Genomic DNA, 21674 nt, shown 5'->3' with positions numbered 1-21674 from the left:
GGGCGTTATTGTAGCCGCGTCGTCGCGCAGGCTGCCCAAAAAATCCCCGCGCCCGGCCGTTCGGCCGATGCCCGCGACGTCGGCCGAACGCTCAGGTGCCGGCGCATGCGCAGTTTGCGGGATAATACGGGTTTTCGAATCATCGCCCCGGCTTCGCACCCTTTTTTGCGGGGCCGCCGTGCGCCCGCCGCACGGCCGCGGCCGTTTTCCGTCGGACCATCATGACCATCGTCAACCTCGCCGCCTACCACTTCGTGTCGCTCGACGCGACCGAGCAATGGCGCCCGCTCGTCACCGCGCGCTGCAACGAACTCGGCCTGCGCGGCACGATCCTGCTCGCGCCGGAAGGCATCAACCTGTTCATCGCCGGCCCGCGCGAAGCGGCCGATGCGTTCATCGACTACATCCGCCACGATCCGCTGTTCGAAGGCAAGTTCGCGACGCTGCAGTTCAAGGAGAGCCTGTCCGATTCGCAGCCGTTCCGGCGGATGCTCGTGCGCCTGAAGCGCGAGATCATCACGATGAAGAAGCCGGCGATCCAGCCCGAGCTCGGCCGCGCGCCGTCGGTCGACGCGCGCACGCTGAAGGCGTGGCTCGACCGCGGCCACGACGATGCCGGCCGCCCGGTCGTGATGCTCGACACGCGCAATGCATTCGAAGTGGACGTCGGCACGTTCGACGACGCGCTCGACTACCGGATCGACAAGTTCAGCGAGTTCCCGGAAGTGATCGACACGAACCGCGCCGATCTCGAGGGCAAGACGGTCGTGTCGTTCTGCACCGGCGGGATCCGCTGCGAGAAGGCGGCGATCCACATGAAGGAAATCGGCATCGAGAACGTGTACCAGCTCGAGGGCGGAATCCTGAAGTATTTCGAGGAAGTCGGCGGCGCGCACTATCACGGCGACTGCTTCGTGTTCGACTACCGCACCGCGCTGAACCCGCAGCTGCAGCCGACCGAGAACGTCACGTGCTTCGCGTGCCGCGCGGTCGTCACGCCGGAAGCCCAGCAATCGCCGAGCTACGTGCCCGGCAAGTCGTGCCCGGCCTGCGCGCAGGCAGCCAGCGCCGCCGCGTAAGCGCGCGTCGCTCCGCGCCCCGATGAACGGCTACCGCGGCCGCTTCGCGCCGTCGCCCACCGGCCCGCTGCATTTCGGCTCGCTGGTCGGTGCGCTCGCGAGCTGGCTCGACGCGCGTGCACACGGCGGCGCGTGGCTCGTGCGCATCGAGGACATCGACGGCCCGCGCACGGTGCCCGGTGCCGCCGACGACATCCTCGCGACGCTCGCGCATTTCGGCATGACGCCCGACGAGCCGCCCGTCTGGCAAAGCACGCGCGATGCCGCCTATGCGGCCGCGCTCGAACGGCTCGTCGCCGCGGGGCTCGTCTACCCGTGCGGCTGCACGCGCAGGGAAATCGCCGATTCGCTGCGCGCCGCGCACGAGCGCCACACGACGCTCGCGTACCCGGGCACCTGCCGCTCCGGCCTGCACGGCAAGCCCGCGCGTGCATGGCGGCTGCGCGTGCCGGACGGCGCCGATGCGATCGTCACGTTCGACGACCGCTGGCAGCACATGCAAGCGCAGAACCTCGCGACCGACGTCGGCGATTTCGTGCTGAAGCGTGCGGACGGCCAATGGGCGTATCAGCTCGCGGTCGTGGTCGACGATGCCGACGCTGGCATCACGCACGTCGTGCGCGGCGCCGACCTGCTCGATTCGACCGCGCGCCAGATCTATCTGCAGCGCTGTCTCGGCGTGCCGACGCCCGACTACCTGCATGTGCCCGTCGTCGTCGATGCGAACGGCGAAAAGCTCAGCAAGCAGACGGGTGCGATCGCGCTCGAACGCGACGATCCGCTGCCGGCGCTGCGGGCGGCCGCCGCGCATCTCGGCCTTGCGGCCGATGGCGACCCACCGGGCGATACGCTGGATGCGTTCTACGCGGCCGCGACCGATGCGTGGGCACGGCGCTTCGGGCCGCGCGCCGGTTGAATCGCCCGCAGGCCGCCTCTCGCCCCTTCGCCATCGTCTCGCCCAATGAAAAACGGGCACATGCTCATCGCATGCACCCGCTTGTGCGGCAGCGCTCGCGCGCCGCACCGACCGCCTGAACCGCCCGCTTACGCCGACGGCTTGCGCGGCATCCCGAACCCGCCGAGCAGCGCGGCGACCTGACGCTTCGGCCCCTTCTTCTCGGGCTGCTGCGCGGACTTCGTCTCTTCCGGCTGCGTCGCCGGTGCCGACGGTTCGTACGGCTTCAGGAAGAAATCGTCGACCGGCGCCTCGTGGCGACGGTGATGGCCGCGCTCGGAACCGCCCGAACGACGCCCCGACGCACCGCGATGCTCGTCGCGCTCGCGCCGGCCGCCGCGATCGCCGCTACGCTCACCGCGCTCGCTACGCTCACCGCGCTCACTGCGCTCGCCGCCACGGTCGTCTTGACGATGACGCGCCGGCTTGTCGAGCGCGAGCGTCTGCACGTCGAGCGGACGCTTGATCAGATTTTCAATATCGGCGAGCTGCTTGCGCTCGTTCGGGCTGCACAGCGACAGCGCATCGCCCGTCGCGCCCGCGCGGCCCGTGCGGCCGATCCGGTGCACGTAGTCTTCCGCGTTGAACGGCAGGTCGAAGTTGATCACGGCCGGCAGTTCGGCGATGTCGAGACCGCGCGCGGCCACGTCGGTCGCGACCAGCGCCTCGATCTCGCCGCGCTTGAACGCGTCGAGTGCCTGCATCCGCTCGATCTGCGTCTTGTCGCCGTGGATCGCCGATGCGACCACGCCGTCGCGCTCGAGGTTGCGGGCCAGCCGGCTCGCGCCGATCTTGCTGTTGCAGAACACGATCACCTGCTTGAGCCCGCGATCGCGCAGCAGTTGCACGACGGCGGCCTGCTTGTCGCCTTCGGCGACGTCGTAGACGATCTGCGTGACGTTCGCGTTGGTCGAGTTGCTGCGCGCGACCTCGATCGTCTGCGGGCTGCGCAGGTAGGTCGACGCGAGCTTCTTGATTTCGCCCGAGAACGTCGCCGAGAACAGCAACGTCTGGCGCTCCTTCGGCAGCAGGTTCAGGATGCGCTGCAGGTCGGGCAGGAAGCCCATGTCGAGCATCCGGTCGGCTTCGTCGAGCACGAGGATCTGGACCTGGCCGAGGTTCGCGGTCTTTTGCTGCACGTGGTCGAGCAGGCGGCCCGGCGTCGCGATCAGGATCTCGACGCCGCGGCGCAGCTCGGCCATCTGCGGATTCATGTCGACGCCGCCGAACACGACCGCGCTGCGCAGCGGCGTGTGCTTCGCGTACGCGTGCACGTTCGCGGCGACCTGGTCGGCGAGTTCGCGGGTCGGCGTGAGGATCAGCGCGCGCACCGGGTGGCGCGCCGGGGACGCGCTCGTGTTGGCCTGCGGCAGCAGCCGCTGGATGATCGGCAGCGAGAAGCTCGCGGTCTTGCCGGTACCCGTTTGCGCGGCGCCCATGACGTCGCGGCCGGCGAGCACGACCGGAATGGCCTGCGCCTGGATCGGCGTCGGCGTCGTATAGCCCTGCTCCGCAATGGCTTTCAGGATATCGGCGGCGAGGCCGAATTGATCGAAGGTTGCGTCGGCTGGCTTGGCGACAGAATCGGACATGGTGGCGTTTCGCTCAAAAGGCGCGGCGGGGACATCGTGCGTCAGGCCGGCCGGGCCTGCGCTCATCTCATTTCGGAAGTAGACGGAGCCGCGGCGCGCCGCGCGGCGCCGCTCTGGCGCTTGGGACCGGTTCGATTCGAACAGCGGGCGCCACAGGCCGTGCGGACTCCGTTCGGCGCGAATGCCGGCGGAAAGGGGCGTATTGTAGCACTGCGCGGCCATCTGTCCGTGACAACACCGCGAACAGCCCCGATGGCGGTTCGCGGCATGCGCCGGCAGGCTGGGCGCGGGCGATGCGTTGGGCAGTCGGACTATCCCCATCGGCCGACGGCCGGTATTCGGGGTCAAATCCCGGTCACGTCGATCGAACAATCACCAGGCGGCCAGCGAGTCCGGGACGCGGCCCGAGCCACCGTCGGGTTCGGGACCCTACCCGGCTGGCCGCGCCGGTTGCGGCGATCGGCACGCTCGCATGACGCATCCGATCGCGCGCAGCGCTCAGCCCTGGTTCTTTTTCTTCTTCTCGACCTGCACGCAGTCGCCAAGCAGCGGTGCCGCATGCGGGTCGGCGATCTCGTCGCGCAGCGTCCCTTCCTTGCCCTTCGTCCACCATGTATAGCGTCCGGCCTGGTAGCGCACGCCCGATGCCGAAACGGTGTCGACGAACAACAGCTGCTGCCCGTTGACCGGCACCAGCGCGAAGCTCTGGCCGTTGCCCGCGCGCCAGTACGACACGCGTACCGGCTGCTTCTGGTTCGCGCACTGATAGACGGTCTGCTGGCGCGCATCGGCGTCGATTTCCTCGACGGTCAGTTGCGCGGCATGCGCGACGGAAACGGCGGTGCCGGCCAGCGCGAGCGCGGTGACGGTTTGGCGAATCATGCAGGTCCTCTCACGGGACGGGTGACAGCGCGCCCTCGCGGGGCGCGCTGTCATCGTTGGTCATGTGTCGATGGTTGGTCGCTCAGGGATCGATGACGTCGGCGCACGCGTCGGTCGGCGCGGCCGCCACATGGCCGACGACCGGCACGATCTTCAGCCCGGCCGACACGACCCGGCACGGCGCGGCCGCGAGGCCGCACCCCGCGAGACTCGCGACCAGCGCCAGCGCGGCGCCGAGCTTCCCGATACGTCCGATCCGCCGCAATGCCGACGCCATCTTTCTCTCCTGGTCCGGTCAGCACGCCGACACGGGCCGCACGGCCGCCGCGGCGCGCTTCGCGCGTTCGCGGGCTTCGTCGACGGTCGCGCCGGTCGCGAGCGCGACGCCCATGCGCCGCTTCGCAAAGCTTTCCGGCTTGCCGAACAGGCGCAGGTCGGCGCCCGGCACGGCCAGCGCGTCGCGCACGCCCTCGAACGCGATGCCGCGCTCGTCGAGCCCGCCGTAGATCACCGCCGACGCGGCCGGCGAACCGAGTGTCGGATCGACCGGCAGCCCGAGAATCGCGCGCGCGTGCAGTTCGAACTCCGACTGGCGTTGCGACGCGAGCGTGACGAGGCCGGTATCGTGCGGCCGCGGGCTCACCTCGGAGAACCAGACGTCGTCGCCGCGCACGAACAGCTCGACGCCGAACATCCCGCGCCCGCCGAGCGCCTCGGTCACCCGGTGCGCGATCTCGCGCGACTTTTCCAGCGCGAGCGCGCTCATCGGCTGCGGCTGCCACGATTCGACGTAGTCGCCCGCCACCTGCACGTGGCCGACCGGCTCGCAGAAGTAGGTGCACGTCTCGAGCGTCGCCGGGTCGATCGCACGCACCGTCAGCTGCGTGATCTCGTAGTCGAAATCGATGAAGCCCTCGACGATCACGCGGCCGTGGTTCACGCGGCCACCCGCCATCGCGTAGTCCCACGCGGGCTTCACGTCGGCTTCGGTCCGCACGACCGACTGCCCCTTGCCCGACGACGACATCACCGGCTTCACGACGCACGGCATGCCGATCTGCGCGACGGCCGCGCTGAACGCGTCGAACGACTCCGCGAACGCGTACGGCGAAGTTGCCAGCCCGAGCTCCTCGGCCGCGAGCCGGCGGATGCCTTCGCGGTTCATCGTGAGCTGCGTCGCGCGTGCGGTCGGGATCACCTCGGCCAGGCCGGCCGCCTCGATCGCCGCGAGCGCGTCGGTCGCGATCGCCTCGATCTCCGGCACGATCAGGTGCGGACGCTCGGCCTCGACGACCGCGCGCAGCGCGGCGGCGTCGGTCATGTCAATCACGTGCGCACGATGCGCGACCTGGTGGCCCGGCGCGTCCGGGTAGCGGTCGACCGCGATGACTTCGACGCCGAGCCGCTGCAACGCGATGATGACTTCCTTGCCGAGTTCGCCCGCGCCGAGCAGCATGACGCGCGTGGCCGAGGGAGAAAGCGGCGTACCGAGCCGCTGACCGATCTGCATGTGATTTCCCGCTGGTTCTGTTGGAGGACGAAAACGGCTTCGATGTTAACACGCGCACCCCACGCGCACCCGCACCGGTTCGGCCGGTTTCGTCGCGCCGCTGCCCCGCCGCGCGCGGCCCGCGGGCGGGCTGCGAACGTTTTCACGCGCGAAGTGTCGGCTCGCCTCGCGCGGGGCGGGTGCGTTACTCTTACGCCTTGATCAGAATCCGATGAGGAACGAGGCTCATGTCCCACCTGTCCGCAGCCGCACGCGCACGCACCGGCCTGCTTCGCCCGTTGCGCGCGCCGCTCTGCACGCTGACGCTTGCCACGCTTCTCGCCGCCTGCGCGATGCCGACCCACCCCGATTCCGCCGCCCCCGCACCCGACCCGTACAACCCCGCCGCCGTCCAGCTGCTCGACGACACGAGCTGGGAGCTCACGAGCTGGCTGAACGCCGACGGCACGCCGCGCACGATTCCGCACGGCGACAACGGCGAGCCGATCAAGCTCGCGCTGTCCACTGAATCGGGCGTCCGGCGCGCCAGCGGCTTTTCGGGCTGCAACCGCTACATGGGTACCTATGCGCTCAAGAACGGCCTGCTGAGCTTCGGGCCGCTCGCCGGCACGCGCATGGCATGCCCGAACGCGCTCGGCGGCCAGCTCGAGCACGCGTACCTCGATGCGCTCGCGCACATCGGGAAGACCGGCGTGCAGATGCGCGAGCCGCAGCAATTGCAGATCGTGACCGAAGCCGGCGCGACGCTGACCTTCACGCGCCGGAGCCCCTGATGCAGCGCGCGGGCGAAGGCCGCCCGGCCGCCTTCGCCACGCGCGGATCCCGGACGCATGCGTCCCGCCGCATGAAAGCGCATCGACGCCTTCATGCTGCCTTAGAGTCCTGTTCGCCGGCCGGTTAAACTCGGCGGGTCGCGCACCGCGCTCCCGCCCTCTTCCTGTTTCATCAAAGCATGCACACGGTTGTCTTCGGCTGGTTCGGCATCTCCGCCGTCTGGTTCCTCCTTCTCTTCTGGCGTCTCGTTCAGGCGATGCTGCCCGGCGGCGGCGGACTCGCCGGGCGCGGCTCGATTCGCCTGTGGCTCGGCTTCGCGGCCGTGTTCGTCGCAAGCTGCGCGCTGACGAGCCCGTTGTCGGGCCCCGACACGAATGCGCTCGGCCACGCGTTCTCGAACGGCTTCGCGCATCTGCTCGGCCCGATCGGCACGCCGGTCGCGATGGTCGTGCTGTTGTTCGCGGGCCTGCCCTGGCTGACCGGCATCGGCTGGCGGCAGTTCGCCGCGTGGGTCGACACGTCGTTCGGCGTGAAGCTCGCGCGTGACGTCGACGACGACGATGTGCGCGGCGTCGCCGACCTGCCGCGCAGCGCGCTGCACCGCGACGACGACATCGTGCAGCCGACCACCGCCCATACCGTCAACTCGATGGCGCCGCGGCAGAACGGCCGGTATTCGCGCCCGACGCTTTGGAAACCCGATCCGCAGGCCCGGCCGACGCCGCGCAGCAAGGCCGCGCCGCGTCCGCTCGCGGAGCCGGTCGCGCCGTCGGGCTGGCTGAAGCCGACGCCGGCCAGTCGCATGCCCGCGCCGCCCGCACCGGGCACGACGAGTGCGATGCCGCCCCCGACGACCGGCAGCACCGCCAGCCTCGCGCGCGCCGCCGCGAACGCACAGGTAGCGCGCCCCAACCCGGCCCCGCTTCCGGCCGGGTTCGAGCCGGTTCGGCCGCAACCGGCCACCGCGCGACCGGCCGCGGCCGCGCTGAAGCAGCCGGCCGCGCCGCGCACCGCGGTCACGCCGCGCCCGGTCGGCGCGACACCGCCGCGCACGCCCGCGCGCCCAGTCACCCCGGCAACGGGAGCCGGCGCCGCCGGCCAGTCGCCGGATGCGGCACGACGCCGCCCCGCGCCGCCGACACCGGCACGCGCGCCGCTCTACGCGTGGGTGCAACAGCCCGCGGAGCCGATCACGCCGGCGCCGAGCGTTCACGACACGCTACGCTCCATCGAGGCCAGCACCGCGCAGTGGGCGGCGCTGGACGGTGTACGGTCGGCCGATGCGTCGCCGGCGCCGGCCGCCGCAGCGACCGAGGCCGGCTCGGTTGCCGCGGCAGGCAGCGTGGCCGCGTCGGCATCGACGGCCGTACCGGCCGCGGTCGTTCCGGATGCGCATCAGGTCGCCCCCCACGACGCAGGCCGTCCGGACGCGCTCGCCGCCGCGCCGGCGGCATACGACGACGACCCACCGATCGTGCTGGATGCGTTCATGCCGGCCGAGTCGAGCCTGCGCGCGCCTGCTGTTGATGCAGTCGATACCGGCACCCCGGCGTTCGGTGAGACGGCGCGGCATGCCATGTCTGATCTCGGCAGCGAGGCCAATGCGCCGACGCGTCATGCGGACGGCGAGCATCGGCATGACGCCGATGTCGCTGCCGCGCCGGTATTCGATGCGCCGATCGACTTCGCGCCATGGGAAGACATCGTCAGCCAGCCGGTTTCCGGATTCGGCGCGTTGCACCCAAGCCCGGTTGCCGCACCGCTGTCGGGCACGGGCGAGCCGGTGACGGCACCCGCGGCCGTCGAAGCGCCTGCGGCCGTCGTCGCACCGACGGCAAGCGACACGGGTCACCCCGTCGATGCGAGGGATGCGGCAACGGCCGCCGGGATCGTCGGCCAGTTCCAATCGCAATCCGCGCATCCTGCCGATACCGCCGTAGCGGTCGACGCGAAACAAGACGCAACCGCAACCCCCGACGGCGTGAAGCCCGTCCAGCAGGTTGCGCCGATCACGCGCCTCCCCGCGTCGTCGGGCGCTGCAACGCCGGCGCGTCCGCTGGCCGACGCGATGCCCGTCGCAGCGGCAACGACGGCGTCCTTGGCCGCTTCGAATCCCGCACCGGCCGACGCCGTGACGGGAACGGTCTGGAACGCAGCGGAACAGCAGGCCGGCGAAGCCGCGCCGTTGCCCGCAGACACGCAACGTGCGACGCCGCCGACGCCTGCGGCGTCGACCTCCTCGAGCACTGAACCGGCTTGCGCGAATGGCACTGCGCCCGTGTCGTGGTCGAAGCCGTTGCCCGCGGAACCCTTCGCGGCAGCGCAGACGGCCTCGGCAGCTGGCGCGTCGTCGCCTGTCGGCACCGCGCCCGGTTCTGCTGCGCCGGCACCGGCGAACATCTCGGACAGCACGCCTGTCACCGCCACACGTTCGTTTGCCGGCGTAACGAACACGGCGTCCGGTTCGCTGTCGCAACCGGCCGCATCGGCAGCACCCGTTGCCTCGGTTGCGCCGTCCACGCCGGCGGGTATGACGGACACCACCCACGCTTCCAGCGATCGTACGCCGGCGGCTGCATCGTCGGCGATCGGCGCTGCGGGCCCGGCATCCGGCACGGTGACGCCAGTGCCCGCACCGACGACGCTGGCCGAGAAGCCTTCGACGGGCGCCTCCGCCCTGCCCTCCACGCAGCCGTCCGCCCCCGCGGCGGCGGCTGTCCCGACACCGGTGACCGGCACCTCTGGTCCGGCCGCCGCACAGCCTTTCGCCGCCGCGCCAAGCGCGGCTGCGGCTTCCGTCCCGGCGTCGGCAACCAGCGCTTCCGGATCGGCCGCCGCGCAGCCTTTCGGGTCCACACCGACCGCGGCAGGGGCGGCATCCGTCCCGATGTCCGCCGTGGGCGCGTCCAGCCCGATCACGGCGCTGCCTCCCGTATCCGCGCCGTTCGCAGCGGCCGCGACGTCTGCGACAGGCGCCTCAGGCACGACCACCGCGCAGACTGTCGCGACAGCTCCGACCGCAGCGGCCACCCCGGCCCCGGCATCGGCCGGCACGTCCTTCGGCGCAATCGCATCGCAACCGGCGCCAAGCACGCCGGTGCCGCCTGCCGCCGGGTCTTCCGCTGCGTCGGGTAGCCCCTTTACCGCAACGCCGGCCGCATCGGCCACGCCTTCGGCGATCGGTCAACCGTCCATGCCGACTGGCGCAGCGCTAACGGCAACCGGCATCGCGCCTGCCGCCGCCGTTCCGGCATCGTCTTCCGGCGCACTCGCCCCGACGAGCCCGGCCGCGGCGCCCCCGTCGGCGCCGGCATTGCCGACCCTCTCCGCGCCTAGCGCAGCCGTCGACGCGGCGACACCGTCGCAAGCCGTCGTGTCCGCCCCGGCGCAGGCCCAGCCGTTCGCCACCCCGCTGGCTCCCGCCGCTTCGCCGGCGAGCTGGGCCATGCCCGGCGCCGGCGCCGGCGCAACGCCCGCGACGACCGGCACGCCCGTCCCGACCGCGCCGCTCCCGGCCACAACGTTTCCCGCGGCCACCCTGCCGACTGCAGCCGATACCGCCGCGCCCGCGGAATCGAGCGCCCCGGCCCCCGACACGTCGGCCGCAGCGGTGCGCCCGCCGCGCCCGAACGCGTTCGAATTCCACGCGCCCGCGTCATTCAACGTCGAACTGCCGACGCTCGATCTTCTCGAGCCCGCCTCCGGCGACGTCGAAACGATCACCGAGGAACACCTCGCGCAAACGGCTCAGGTGATCGAACAGCGCCTGCAGGAGTTCAAGGTGCCGGTGACGGTGGTCGGCGCATCGGCAGGCCCGGTGATCACGCGCTTCGAGATCGAACCCGCGCTCGGCGTGCGCGGCAGCCAGATCGTCGGCCTGATGAAGGACCTGTCGCGCGGCCTGGGCCTCACGTCGATCCGCGTCGTCGAGACGATTCCCGGCAAGACCTGCATGGGCCTCGAGCTGCCGAACGCGAAACGCCAGATGATTCGACTGTCGGAAATCCTCGAATCGCGCCAGTACCAGCATTCGGCGTCGCAGCTGACCATCGCGATGGGCAAGGACATCACCGGCCACCCGGTCGTCACCGATCTCGCGAAGGCGCCGCACATGCTGGTCGCCGGCACGACGGGCTCGGGCAAGTCGGTCGCGATCAACGCGATGATCCTGTCGCTGCTGTACAAGGCGACGCCCGAGGAGGTGCGCCTGATCATGATCGACCCGAAGATGCTCGAGCTGTCGGTCTACGAAGGCATCCCGCACCTGCTCGCGCCGGTCGTCACCGACATGAAGCTCGCGGCGAACGCGCTGAACTGGTGCGTCGGCGAAATGGAGAAGCGCTACCGGCTGATGTCGGCCGTCGGCGTGCGCAACCTCGCGGGCTTCAACCAGAAGCTCCGCGACGCGGAGGCGAAGGAAAAGAAGATCGGCAACCCGTTCTCGCTGACGCCCGAGGATCCCGAGCCGCTGTCGAAGCTGCCGCTGATCGTCGTCGTGATCGACGAGCTGGCCGACCTGATGATGGTCGCCGGCAAGAAGATCGAGGAGCTGATCGCCCGCCTCGCGCAGAAGGCGCGCGCGGCCGGCATCCACCTGATCCTCGCGACGCAGCGCCCGTCCGTCGACGTCATCACCGGCCTCATCAAGGCGAACATCCCGACGCGCGTCGCGTTCCAGGTGTCGTCGAAGATCGACTCGCGCACGATCCTCGACCAGATGGGCGCCGAATCGCTGCTCGGCCAGGGCGACATGCTGTTCCTGCCGCCGGGCACGGGCTACCCGCAGCGCGTGCACGGCGCGTTCGTCGCGGACGAGGAAGTGCACCGGATCGTCGAATACCTGAAGCAGTTCGGCGAGCCGCAGTACGAGGAAGGGATTCTCGACGGCCCGGCGGCCGACGGTGCGACGCAGGACCTGTTCGGCGACGCACCGGACGCGGAAGCCGATCCGCTGTACGACGAAGCGGTCGCGTTCGTCGTGCGCACGCGGCGCGCGTCGATCTCGTCGGTGCAGCGCCAGCTGCGCATCGGCTACAACCGCGCCGCGCGCCTCGTCGAGCAGATGGAAGCGGCCGGCCTCGTGTCGCCGATGGGCATCAACGGCAGCCGCGAGGTGCTCGTGCCGGCCGCGGCCGACTGAGCATGGCGGCCGCACGGCCGCCGACCGATACGGGCGCGCCGCGCAAGCGGCCGCCCGAACGCCAAGGGGGCGCTGCCGAGGCAGCGCCCTTCTTGCATGGACCGCGATTTACTGCGCGACCGGCACCAGCTTGAAGTCGACCGGGCTGCCGAGCGCCACCTTCTGCGGATTCGGGCCGAGCTGCCCCGTTTCGACATCGCGGCTGAACACGTAGAACGTGTCGCTGTCCTGGTTGCCGACGATCAGCCACTTGCCGGTCGGATCGATCAGGAATTCGCGCGGCGTCTTGCCGAGGCTCGACTGGCGGCCGACGGTCTTCAGCCGGCCGTCGGCCTTGTTCACCGCGTAGATCACGATGTCGTTCACGTCGCCGCGGTTGCTCGCGTACAGGAAGCGGCCGTCCGGCGACAGGTGGAGCGCGCCGCCGCCGACCTTGCCCTTGAAGCCCGGCACCGTCATCGGCAGCGTCTCGAGCGGCGTCAGCTTGCCGTCGTGGTAACCGAACACCTCGACCGAGGCGTTGAGTTCGCTCGTCACGTACGCGAACCGGCCGTCGGCGCTGAACACCAGGTGACGCGGGCCGGAGCCGGCCTTCACGGGCGTGTAGCGCGTGTCGGTCGGGCTGATCAGCCCGCGGCTGCCGTCCACCGTGTAGCGGTAGCCGTAGAGCTTGTCCGCGCCGAGATCCTGCACGAACAGGTAGCGGCCATCCGGGGAGAACACCGTCGAGTGCACGTGCGCGCCGTCCTGGCGCCCCTTCACGGGCCCCGTGCCTTCGTGATGCGCCGTCAGCACGGCCGGGCCGACCGCGCCGCCGTCGCGGACCGGGAACACCGCGAAGCTGCCGCCCGGATCGGCCGCGACCGAGTAGTTGGCCGTGACAAGGTACTTGCCGTCCGGCGACAGCGCGAGATAGCAAGGATCGTTCCCTTCCGACGATACGCGGTCGATGAACGTGAGCGTGCCCGTCTTCGGATCGAAGCCGAACGCGCTGACGCCGCCGCGCTGCGCCGCCGGCCCATTGTCGCCGGGCAGTTCGTTGACCGCATAGACGGTGCGACCGTCGCGGCTCGGCAACAGATAGGACGGGTTCACGGTCTTCGCCGACGACACGGGCGCGACGCTGCCCGTTTTCGTATCGAAGCGGTACACATAGATCCCGTCGCTGCCGTGCCCCGTATAGGTGCCGACGAGCAGGTTGTAGACGCCGTCGGCCGGTGCCGGCGATTGTTGTGCGAAAGCGTGGGTCGCGGACAGGGAAAGCACGATCGCGAAACCTTTCATCCAGTGAGCGAGCCTAAGCGGGAACCGTCGTGTCGAAGCGCGTGCGTCATGCTCGCGTAAACGGTTGGGCATTGAATCCTCCTTGCATCGAGTCGCTTCAAGTGTTGAGATAGGACGAAACGCCGGCCGTTCATGCGCTCCGCCGCCCGGCCGAGTATACGGGGCGCGACGCCGACGCGTGAAGCCCGGGCGCCGCAGCCTGCATCGTGAACTCGAATAACCCAAGGACCGCTTGCCCATGCCTGCCCTGATCGAAGACTACGCCCTCGTCGGCGACGGCCACACCGCCGCGCTGATCTCGAAAGACGGCTCCGTCGACTGGCTGTGCTGGCCCCGCTTCGATTCGGGCGCCTGTTTCGCGGCGCTGGTCGGCACCCCCGAGCACGGCCGCTGGCTGCTCGCGCCGGCCGCCGACGCCGCGATCACGCACACGACACGCCGCTACCGCGGCGACACGCTGATCCTTGAAACCGATTACGAAAGCGCCGGCGGCGCCGTCACCGTGATCGACTTCATGCCGCCGGGCAATGGCTGGTCGGAACTCGTGCGGATCGTCGTCGGCCGGCGCGGCACGATGAAGATGCGCATGGAGCTGGTGTTGCGCTTCGACTACGGTTTCTCGATTCCGTGGGTCACGCAGCTGTCGCGCGAGGACGGGGTGAAAGCAATCGCCGGTCCGGATACGGTCGTGCTGCGCACGCCGGTCGCGCTCACCGGCAAGAACCTCCATACGCTCGCGGAATTCACGGTGAGCACCGACGAGCGCGTGCCGTTCTCGCTCAGCTACGCGGCATCGCACCTGCGGCTGCCGCCCGCGCGCGATCCGCTGTCGTTGCTCGCACGCGCCGAGAACTACTGGCTCGAATGGTCGGGCCGCTGCCAGGTGCAGGGCCGCTACGCGGCGGCCGTGCGCCGTTCGCTGATCACGCTGAAGGCGCTCGCGTACGAGCCGACCGGCGGCATCGTCGCGGCGCCGACCACGTCGCTGCCCGAGAAGATCGGTGGCAACCGCAACTGGGACTACCGCTACTGCTGGCTGCGCGACGCGACGATCACGCTGCTCGCGCTGATGCGCGGCGGCTACTACGACGAGGCGCGCGCGTGGCGCACGTGGCTCGGCCGCGTGATGGCCGGCTCGCCCGAGCAGATCCAGATCATGTACGGGATCGCGGGCGAGCGCCGGCTACCGGAAATGGAACTCGACTGGCTGCCCGGCTACCAGGATTCGAAACCGGTGCGCGTGGGCAACGGCGCCGCGAACCAGCTCCAGCTCGACGTGTTCGGCGAAGTGATGGCCGCGCTGCACCTCGCGCGCGTGGGCGGCCTGCAGGCCGACGACACGGTATGGTCCGTGCAGTGCGCGCTGCTCGACCATCTCGAGAAGATCTGGCAGGAGCCCGACGAGGGCATCTGGGAGACGCGCGGCGGCCGCCGTCATTTCACGTTCTCGAAGGTGATGGCGTGGGTCGCGTTCGACCGCGCGATCAAGTCGGCGGAGATGTTCCGGCTGCCCGCGTCGCTCGACCGCTGGCGCGCGCTGCGCGACCGCATCCACGCGGACGTGTGCGACAACGCCTGGCACGAAGGCAAGCAGGCGTTCGCGCAGAGCTACGGCAGCGACGAGCTCGACGCGAGCGTGCTGCTGATGCCGCTGCTCGGCTTCCTGCCGCCGGAAGACCCGCGCATCGTCGGCACGGTCGACGCGGTCGAGCGGGAGTTGCTGCACGACGGGCTCGTGATGCGCTACCGCACGACCGAGTACGACGACGGTTTGCCGCCCGGCGAAGGCACGTTTCTCGCGTGCAGCTTCTGGCTGGTCGACAACTACGCGCTGCTCGGCCGGATCGACGACGCGCACCGGCTGTTCAGCCGGCTGCTCGCGCTGTCCAACGACCTCGGGCTGCTCGCCGAGGAATACGACCCGGTGGAAGGCCGGCTCGTCGGCAATTTCCCGCAGGCGTTCTCGCACGTGGCGCTGGTGCATACCGCGATGAACCTGATGCACCACGAAGAGGCAATGGCGCGCGCGGCGGGCCAGCCCGCGCCGGCCATGGCGACGGGGCGCTGACCGGCGGCGGGGCGAGCTTGGTCAGAGATCGTCAATTCGCAAAACTTTGATGAAAAATCGAGGAAATGTTGCATTGCAACATTCATCGTTGTCCGATATGATCGACTCGATTGTCCGGCCGCACTGCACCATGGCCGGTCGCTGACCCACACGGCACGCCGCGACGCCCCACGCCGCCCAGCACCGTCCCCCAAGCGGGAGTAGTCTGCATGCTTTACCAACTGCACGAATTCCAGCGGGCCATGCTGAGCCCGCTCACGGCCTGGGCCCAGGCCGCTTCCAAGTCGTTCGCCAATCCGTCCAGCCCGTTCTCGCTGGTGCCTGGCGCGACGCGGATGGCCGCCGCCTACGAACTGATGTACCGGCTCGGCAAGGATTACGAGAAGCCCGAATTCAACATTCATCAGATCGTCAAGGACGGCCACAACATCCCGATCGTCGAGCAGACGATCGTCGAGAAGCCGTTCTGCCGGCTGCTGCGTTTCAAGCGCTATTCGGACGACGCCGACGCCGTCACGCAGCTGAAGGACGAGCCGGTCGTGCTGGTCTGCGCGCCGCTGTCGGGCCACCACTCGACGCTGCTGCGCGACACCGTGCGCACGCTGCTGCAGGATCACAAGGTGTACATCACCGACTGGATCGACGCGCGGATGGTGCCGGTCGAGGTCGGCCCGTTCCACCTGCACGACTACATCGCGTACATCCAGGAATTCATCCGTCACATCGGCGCGCGCAACCTGCACGTGATCTCCGTGTGCCAGCCGACGGTGCCGGTGCTCGCGGCGATCTCGCTGATGGCGAGCCGCGGCGAGGACACGCCGCTCACGATGACGATGATGGGCGGCCCGATCGACGCGCGCCGCAGCCCGACGTCGGTGAACTCGCTCGCGACGCAGCACTCGACCGCGTGGTTCGAGAACAACGTGATCCACACGGTGCCCGCGAACTATCCGGGCGAAGGCCGCCACGTGTATCCGGGCTTCCTGCAGCACACGGGCTTCGTCGCGATGAACCCGGAACGCCACGCGCAATCGCACTGGGACTTCTACCAGAGCCTGCTGCGCGGCGACGAGGACGACGCCGAGGCGCACCGCCGCTTCTACGACGAGTACAACGCGGTGCTCGACATGGCCGCCGAGTACTACCTCGAGACGATCCGCGTCGTGTTCCAGGAATTCCGGCTCGCGGAAGGCACGTGGGATGTCGCAGGCGAGCGCGTGCGTCCGCAGGACATCAAGCACACCGCGCTGATGACGATCGAGGGCGAACTCGACGACATCTCGGGCAGCGGCCAGACGCACGTCGCGCACGAGCTGTGCACGGGCATCCCGCAGGACGACCGCCGCAGCCTGACCGCCGAGAAGTGCGGTCACTACGGGATCTTCTCGGGCCGCCGCTGGCGCACGATCATCTACCCGCAACTGCGCGACTTCATCCGCGAGCATGCGCCGGAACCGAAGAACGGCGCGACGAAGTTGCCCCCCGATGCACAGGACGCGACGACGATCGGCGCCGTGCCTGCCGCCAAGCCGCAGCCTGAAGCGACGGCGCGCACCGTCACCGCGAAGCGCACGCGCGCGAAGGCACCGGCCGCGACGGTCGCGCCCGCCAAGACGGCAATCGCGAAGGCCGCACCGGCCGCGAAGCGCGCGGGCAGCACGCGCGCCAAGCCCGTTCGCGCGCGCAAGGCCGCCTGACGTCCCGCGTTCCGACGCAAAAACGCCGCCGTTGCTTGCGCACGGCGGCGTTTTTCCATCCGGCGGCCGCGGGTGGGCCGCTATCGGCGCATCGGCTCAGCGTCGCAGCAGATACGCGAGCAGCACCTCGGTATTCATCCTGACCATCTCCGCGCGCTCGTCGGCTTCGCTGAAGTCGCGGCCGAGCGTCGCGGCGAGCGTGAAGCGGTTCGACACGATGTAGTAGCCGAGCCCCGACAGCGTCACGTAGAAGTGCAGCGGATCGACGTCGCCGCGGAACAGCCCGGCCTTCTGGCCGCGTATCAGCACGTTGCCGAGCTTCGCGACGATCGGCGACATCATCTCGCGGATCCGCGTCGACTTGTGCAGGTAGCGCGCTTCGTGCAGGTTCTCGTTGTTGATGAGCCGCAGCAGTTCCGGATGGTCGCGGTAGTAGTCCCACACGAAATGCGCGAGCCGCGTGACGGCTTCGACGGGCGCGACGCCATCGAGATCGAGCACACGCTCGGCCTCGGTCAGCGCGGAGAACGCGTGTTCGAGCACGGCCGTAAACAGCTGCTCCTTGCTGCCGAAGTAGTAATAGAGCATGCGCTCGTTGGTTTCGGCCCGGCGCGCGATCTGATCGACGCGTGCGCCGAACAGCCCTCCACTCGCGAACTCCTCGGCTGCCGCCATCAGGATGCGGCGGCGTGTACCTTCAGGATCTCTTTTGATTTTTGGCTGATTCATGGTGGCGTTTTGCTATGTGAGCCGCGTGATCCGGACCGGCACCCCCACCGCCTCGGCGCCGGCTGCCCTGGAACGGGCGCGCCGCATGCGGCCGCCCTCCTGCTGAGCCCCTGCAAAAAAGCGGTTCGATTATGCGCACAGACGGCCTCCAGCGCAATGCGGGAAATCGGCGATAATCAAGGTTTGGCAAACCTTTCCGGCCGCGCCCGACGCGGCCGAGAGCCATTCGGCGCTGCTGCGCCCGTTGTCACCGTGACCGATTCCAAGACCCTCGCGGATCGCATCGAAGATCTGCTTCCCCAGACGCAATGCACGAAGTGCGGCTATAACGGCTGCCGTCCGTACGCCGACGCGATCGCCGCCGGCAACGCGAACTACAACCAGTGCCCACCCGGCGGCGCCGAAGGCATCGCACGCCTCGCGAACCTGCTCGGCAAGCCCGTGATCCCGCTGAACCCCGTCAACGGCACCGAGCATCCGCGCGCCGTCGCGTTCATCGACGAAAGCCTGTGCATCGGCTGCACGCTGTGCATGCAGGCGTGCCCGGTCGATGCGATCGCCGGCGCGCCGAAACAGATGCACACGATCATCGAATCGCTGTGCACGGGCTGCGACCTGTGCGTGCCGCCCTGCCCGGTCGACTGCATCGCGATGGTCCCCGTGACCGGCGAGCGCACCGGCTGGGACGCGTGGTCGCAGGAACAGGCGGACGCCGCGCGCGAACGCCACGACCGCCGGCTCGCGCGCCAGCGCCGCGAACGCGAGGCCGCGGAAGCGCGCGCCGCCGCCCGCCGCGCGGCCAGCGCCAGCGCCGGCGCGGCCAAGGCGGCGCCGGCCGCGGGAGAGCCCGGCACGCAGCCGGGCACGCCGGGCGCCGCCCCGGCCGACGACGCCGACGCGAAGAAACGCGCGATCATCGCCGCCGCGCTCGAACGCGCACGCAAGAAGAAGGACGAACTCTCCGAGCAAGGCGCCGGGCCGAAGAACACCGAAGGCGTGAGCGCGGCCGTGCAGGCGCAGATCGACGCGGCCGAAGCCCGCCGCAAGCGGCTCGCCGAACAGCAGGCGCAGCGCGATGCCGAGGCCGCGGCGGCCGGTGACGACAGCGACGATCCAGACAACAACGCCGACCGGAACGGCCCGTGCGCGCCGCCCGACAAGAACCGTCCATGAACGCCACCAAACGACGCGCGATCTACGAAACGCTGCAAAGCCTCAATCCGCACCCGACCACCGAGCTCGAATACACGACGCCGTTCGAGTTGCTGATCGCGGTGATGCTGTCCGCGCAGGCGACCGACGTGTCGGTCAACAAGGCGATGCGGAAGATGTTTCCGGTCGCGAACACCCCGCGACAAATCGTCGCGCTCGGCGAGGAAGGCGTCGCCGACTACATCAAGACGATCGGCCTGTACCGCACCAAGGCGAAGAACGTGATCGCGACGTGCAACCTCCTGCTCGCGCGCTACGACGGCGAGGTGCCGGCCGATCGCGAAGCGCTCGAGAGCCTGCCGGGCGTCGGCCGCAAGACCGCGAACGTCGTGCTGAACACCGCGTTCGGCCAGCCGACGATCGCGGTCGACACGCACATCTTCCGCGTCGCGAACCGCACGGGACTCGCGCCGGGCAAGGACGTGCGGGCCGTCGAGGCCGCACTCGAGAAGTTCACGCCGAAGGAATTCCTGCAGGATGCGCATCACTGGCTGATCCTGCACGGACGCTACGTGTGCAAGGCGCGCAAGCCCGAATGCTGGCACTGCGCGATCGAGCCGCTGTGCGAATTCCGGCCAAAAACGCCGCCGCCGAACGAGTGAGCGCCGGCTGCGGCTGACGCACCGCACGCGGCCGACCGAACCGGGTGCGGTACCGCCCATGGGCGCCATTGCGGCGCCGGCGGCTTTCCCCTTCCCTGCTATGCGTTGGACGTCGCCGTCGCGTCGTCGGCCGCCGCGCCGCCCGCGCGCACGAGCGCCAGCACGGCCGCGAGGATCGCGACGCCGCCAGCCCACTGCAGCGGCGACAGCGCCTCGCCGAACAGCAGCGCCGCGAGCGCGACCGTCACGACCGGTTCGAGCGTCGACAGCATCGACGTGCGCGCGGCCCCGAGCCGCTCGAGCCCGGCGAAGAACGCGAGCATCGCGGCGACCGTCGACACCAGCGCGATCGCGAGCATCGACGCCCAGCCGGCGGCCGTTGCCGGCCAGCGCGGCGGCGCGCCGAACGCCGCGGTTCGCACGACTGCGATCGCCACGAGCGTCGCGGTTGCCGACAGGCAGATGATCGCGGTGGTGGCGAGCGGATCGACGCCGCGCGTCGCCTTCGTGCCGCCGACGATGTACAGCGAATAGATCACCGCCGCGGCCAGCGCGAGCGCGATGCCGAGCGGCTCGCCGTGGCCGCCGCCGACCATCAGCGCGGAGCCGGCGACACAGAGCACGAGCGCGACCGCCTTCGCGCGCGTGAGGCGCTCGCCGAGCCACCACGCGGCCAGCAGCGTGACGAAGGCCGGATACAGGTACAGCAGCAGTGCGACGAGGCTCGCCTGCGCATGCTGGAGCGCGCTGAAATAGCAGAACGACTGCCCGACGTAGCCGAGCGCGCCCATCGCCACGAGCGGCGCGAGCGTGCGGCCGCGCGGCCATGCGACGCGGCGGTGCCGGGCGATCGCGGCGAGGATCGCGCCGCCGATCGCGAAACGCACGATCAGCAGCCCGAGCACGTCGACGCCGGCCGCATACGCATAACGGCCGAAGATCGCCATCGCGCCGAATGCGGCGGCGGACAGCGCGACATAGAGCGCGCCCTGCAGCGCGGCGGACGATGAGCGGGAGGTGGCGGACATGATGAACGGTGCGAGCGCGACGACGGGAATCGTCGGAGTGTAGCGGCGCGCCGGCCGGCAGCCTAGCCCCGCGCTTACCCGTTGCGTTGCGCCGCGGCCGCGGCGGCTGGCGCCGGCCGGCGCGGCCCGCGGTGCGCCACGGGGCCTGCCCCGCTCGCGCGCCACCCGCCGCCAGCACCGTGCGCCGACCCGGCGTACAATGCGCGACGCGGCATGACGCCGCCCGAATCACGACGTTTCCCCACCATGTTCAATCCGAGTCGCGACGAAGTCCGTCGCTTTTTCACCGAGACCTGGCGCAAGCAGCGCGCCGGCGAGATCCTGACGCCGCTGGAAGCGATGGCAGCCGACTGGATCGTCGAGCACCCCGAATACCACGACGACCTCGCGGACGCCGACGGCGCCGCCGCGCGCGACTACACGCCCGAGGAAGGCCGCACGAACCCGTTCCTGCACCTGTCGATGCACCTCGCGATCAGCGAGCAGCTGTCGATCGACCAGCCGCCCGGCATCCGCGCCGCGCACGACAAGCTGGCCGCGAAGCTCGACTCGGCCCACGAGGCGCAGCACATGATCATGGAGTGCCTCGGCGAGACGATCTGGGAAGCGCAGCGCACCGGCACACCGCCCGATACGGACGCGTACCTGCAGCGCATCCTGCGCCGCGCGTCGCGCGACTGAGCGGCGCGGGCAAAAAAATACCCCGCCGCGGCGGGGTATGCTTGCTGCACGGACCGGGAAGGCCGGGCGCGCTTACTTCTTGAAGACGAGATCGGTCTCTTTCAGCGACTCGATGTAGGCCGCGATGTCCTTCATGTCGCTGACCGACAGGTTCTGGACCTGCGCCTGCATGATCGCGTTGTTGCGACCGAGCAGCGGGTTCGTCAGCCCCATCTGGTACTGGCGCATCGCCCACACGAGGTAGTCGGCGTGCTGGCCCGCGAGGCGCGGATACTCGGCGTTGATCGGCTTGTTCAGCTGCGCGCCGTGGCAGGCCGCGCAGTTGTGCGACTCGACCAGCTCCTTGCCCTTCGTGGTGTCCGCCGCATGCGCGGTACCGATCGCGAGGCCGGCCGCCAGTGCAACCGCCGCCGTCTTGAATGCGTTGTTCATGAATGCTCC

17 protein-coding genes are annotated in these 21674 nt (G+C 70.0%); 9 read left to right on the top strand and 8 right to left on the bottom strand.

All coding sequences use genetic code 11. From position 1 onward, the window contains the following. Positions 1-221: 221 nt before the first annotated feature. Both DIE21_RS13095 and gluQRS read left to right on the top strand, forming a co-directional pair. Positions 222-1079 (top strand): sulfurtransferase, encoded by an 858-nt coding sequence (locus tag DIE21_RS13095; RefSeq protein ID WP_124498113.1) that lies wholly within the window; start codon positions 222-224, stop codon positions 1077-1079. A 22-nt stretch (positions 1080-1101) separates the two neighbouring features. Beyond that, complete coding sequence (gluQRS, locus tag DIE21_RS13090) at positions 1102-1995, top strand: tRNA glutamyl-Q(34) synthetase GluQRS (RefSeq protein WP_124498112.1); 894 nt, start codon at positions 1102-1104, stop codon at positions 1993-1995. 128 nt (positions 1996-2123) lie between these two features. On the opposite strand, the gene DIE21_RS13085 is transcribed toward gluQRS, so the two are convergent. The 4 genes from DIE21_RS13085 to purT form a co-directional block, all read right to left on the bottom strand. Continuing rightward, positions 2124-3692: a DEAD/DEAH box helicase gene (locus DIE21_RS13085; protein WP_124498111.1), complete on the bottom strand. Its 1569-nt coding sequence runs from the start codon at positions 3690-3692 to the stop codon at positions 2124-2126. A 432-nt stretch (positions 3693-4124) separates the two neighbouring features. Continuing rightward, positions 4125-4508, bottom strand: coding sequence for an MliC family protein (locus DIE21_RS13075; RefSeq protein WP_124498110.1), 384 nt, complete (start codon positions 4506-4508; stop codon positions 4125-4127). An 82-nt stretch (positions 4509-4590) separates the two neighbouring features. Then, entirely contained in the window at positions 4591-4785 is a 195-nt protein-coding gene (locus DIE21_RS13070) for a DUF6726 family protein (RefSeq protein WP_124498109.1), read from the bottom strand. An 18-nt stretch (positions 4786-4803) separates the two neighbouring features. Further along, the gene (gene purT / locus DIE21_RS13065) at positions 4804-6018 is read right to left on the bottom strand and encodes a formate-dependent phosphoribosylglycinamide formyltransferase (RefSeq protein ID WP_124498108.1); all 1215 of its coding nucleotides are present in this window, start codon (positions 6016-6018) and stop codon (positions 4804-4806) included. Between the two features lie 227 nt (positions 6019-6245). Here purT and DIE21_RS13060 point away from each other — a divergent pair, with 227 nt between their 5' ends. Further along, complete coding sequence (locus DIE21_RS13060) at positions 6246-6791, top strand: META domain-containing protein (protein ID WP_124498107.1); 546 nt, start codon at positions 6246-6248, stop codon at positions 6789-6791. A 179-nt stretch (positions 6792-6970) separates the two neighbouring features. Next, positions 6971-11932, top strand: a complete 4962-nt coding sequence (locus DIE21_RS37760; RefSeq protein ID WP_124498106.1) for a DNA translocase FtsK — start codon at positions 6971-6973, stop codon at positions 11930-11932. A 108-nt stretch (positions 11933-12040) separates the two neighbouring features. Here the strand turns inward: DIE21_RS37760 and DIE21_RS13050 are convergent, their stop codons facing one another. After that, entirely contained in the window at positions 12041-13288 is a 1248-nt protein-coding gene (locus tag DIE21_RS13050; RefSeq protein ID WP_124498105.1) for a lactonase family protein, read from the bottom strand. Between the two features lie 166 nt (positions 13289-13454). On the opposite strand from DIE21_RS13050, the gene DIE21_RS13040 reads away from it, so the two are divergent. Beyond that, positions 13455-15284 (top strand): glycoside hydrolase family 15 protein, encoded by a 1830-nt coding sequence (locus DIE21_RS13040; protein WP_124498104.1) that lies wholly within the window; start codon positions 13455-13457, stop codon positions 15282-15284. Positions 15285-15493: 209 nt separating this feature from the next. Further along, complete coding sequence (locus DIE21_RS13035; protein WP_124498103.1) at positions 15494-16981, top strand: polyhydroxyalkanoate depolymerase; 1488 nt, start codon at positions 15494-15496, stop codon at positions 16979-16981. 96 nt (positions 16982-17077) lie between these two features. On the opposite strand, the gene DIE21_RS13030 is transcribed toward DIE21_RS13035, so the two are convergent. Further along, positions 17078-17710 carry a TetR family transcriptional regulator gene (locus DIE21_RS13030; protein ID WP_124498102.1) on the bottom strand — a complete coding sequence of 211 codons (633 nt, stop codon included), beginning with the start codon at positions 17708-17710 and terminating at the stop codon, positions 17078-17080. Positions 17711-17866: 156 nt separating this feature from the next. Here DIE21_RS13030 and rsxB point away from each other — a divergent pair, with 156 nt between their 5' ends. Together rsxB and nth are read left to right on the top strand one after the other, a co-directional pair. Further along, positions 17867-18883, top strand: coding sequence for an electron transport complex subunit RsxB (gene rsxB / locus DIE21_RS13025; protein WP_124498101.1), 1017 nt, complete (start codon positions 17867-17869; stop codon positions 18881-18883). Then, positions 18880-19524: an endonuclease III gene (gene nth, locus DIE21_RS13020; RefSeq protein ID WP_124498100.1), complete on the top strand. Its 645-nt coding sequence runs from the start codon at positions 18880-18882 to the stop codon at positions 19522-19524. Before rsxB ends, nth begins: the two co-directional genes overlap by 4 nt. Before the next feature lie 98 nt (positions 19525-19622). Here nth and DIE21_RS13015 read toward each other — a convergent pair whose 3' ends face one another. Continuing rightward, positions 19623-20552 (bottom strand): DMT family transporter, encoded by a 930-nt coding sequence (locus tag DIE21_RS13015; RefSeq protein WP_124498099.1) that lies wholly within the window; start codon positions 20550-20552, stop codon positions 19623-19625. A gap of 213 nt (positions 20553-20765) precedes the next feature. On the opposite strand from DIE21_RS13015, the gene DIE21_RS13010 reads away from it, so the two are divergent. Further along, on the top strand, positions 20766-21233 hold the full coding sequence (locus DIE21_RS13010) for a DUF1841 family protein (protein ID WP_409364632.1): 468 nt from the start codon (positions 20766-20768) through the stop codon (positions 21231-21233). 72 nt (positions 21234-21305) lie between these two features. Here DIE21_RS13010 and DIE21_RS13005 read toward each other — a convergent pair whose 3' ends face one another. Continuing rightward, positions 21306-21665: a cytochrome c gene (locus DIE21_RS13005; RefSeq protein WP_011885615.1), complete on the bottom strand. Its 360-nt coding sequence runs from the start codon at positions 21663-21665 to the stop codon at positions 21306-21308. Positions 21666-21674: the final 9 nt, after the last annotated feature.

The organism is Burkholderia sp. Bp9140 (assembly GCF_003853425.1).
GTDB lineage: Bacteria > Pseudomonadota > Gammaproteobacteria > Burkholderiales > Burkholderiaceae > Burkholderia.
The sequence above is the reverse complement of the archived record's forward strand: the minus strand, read 5'-3'. Positions and strand labels throughout refer to the sequence as shown.

Coding starts and splice junctions, on each gene's coding strand:
- DIE21_RS13095 (WP_124498113.1), top strand. CDS start 222: ATGACCATCGTCAACCTCGCCGCCTACCACTTCGTGTCGCTCGACGCG.
- gluQRS (WP_124498112.1), top strand. CDS start 1,102: ATGAACGGCTACCGCGGCCGCTTCGCGCCGTCGCCCACCGGCCCGCTG.
- DIE21_RS13085 (WP_124498111.1), bottom strand. CDS start 3,692: ATGAGCGCAGGCCCGGCCGGCCTGACGCACGATGTCCCCGCCGCGCCT.
- DIE21_RS13075 (WP_124498110.1), bottom strand. CDS start 4,508: ATGATTCGCCAAACCGTCACCGCGCTCGCGCTGGCCGGCACCGCCGTT.
- DIE21_RS13070 (WP_124498109.1), bottom strand. CDS start 4,785: ATGGCGTCGGCATTGCGGCGGATCGGACGTATCGGGAAGCTCGGCGCC.
- purT (WP_124498108.1), bottom strand. CDS start 6,018: ATGCAGATCGGTCAGCGGCTCGGTACGCCGCTTTCTCCCTCGGCCACG.
- DIE21_RS13060 (WP_124498107.1), top strand. CDS start 6,246: ATGTCCCACCTGTCCGCAGCCGCACGCGCACGCACCGGCCTGCTTCGC.
- DIE21_RS37760 (WP_124498106.1), top strand. CDS start 6,971: ATGCACACGGTTGTCTTCGGCTGGTTCGGCATCTCCGCCGTCTGGTTC.
- DIE21_RS13050 (WP_124498105.1), bottom strand. CDS start 13,288: ATGCCCAACCGTTTACGCGAGCATGACGCACGCGCTTCGACACGACGG.
- DIE21_RS13040 (WP_124498104.1), top strand. CDS start 13,455: ATGCCTGCCCTGATCGAAGACTACGCCCTCGTCGGCGACGGCCACACC.
- DIE21_RS13035 (WP_124498103.1), top strand. CDS start 15,494: ATGCTTTACCAACTGCACGAATTCCAGCGGGCCATGCTGAGCCCGCTC.
- DIE21_RS13030 (WP_124498102.1), bottom strand. CDS start 17,710: ATGAATCAGCCAAAAATCAAAAGAGATCCTGAAGGTACACGCCGCCGC.
- rsxB (WP_124498101.1), top strand. CDS start 17,867: ATGCGGGAAATCGGCGATAATCAAGGTTTGGCAAACCTTTCCGGCCGC.
- nth (WP_124498100.1), top strand. CDS start 18,880: ATGAACGCCACCAAACGACGCGCGATCTACGAAACGCTGCAAAGCCTC.
- DIE21_RS13015 (WP_124498099.1), bottom strand. CDS start 20,552: ATGTCCGCCACCTCCCGCTCATCGTCCGCCGCGCTGCAGGGCGCGCTC.
- DIE21_RS13010 (WP_409364632.1), top strand. CDS start 20,766: ATGACGCCGCCCGAATCACGACGTTTCCCCACCATGTTCAATCCGAGT.
- DIE21_RS13005 (WP_011885615.1), bottom strand. CDS start 21,665: ATGAACAACGCATTCAAGACGGCGGCGGTTGCACTGGCGGCCGGCCTC.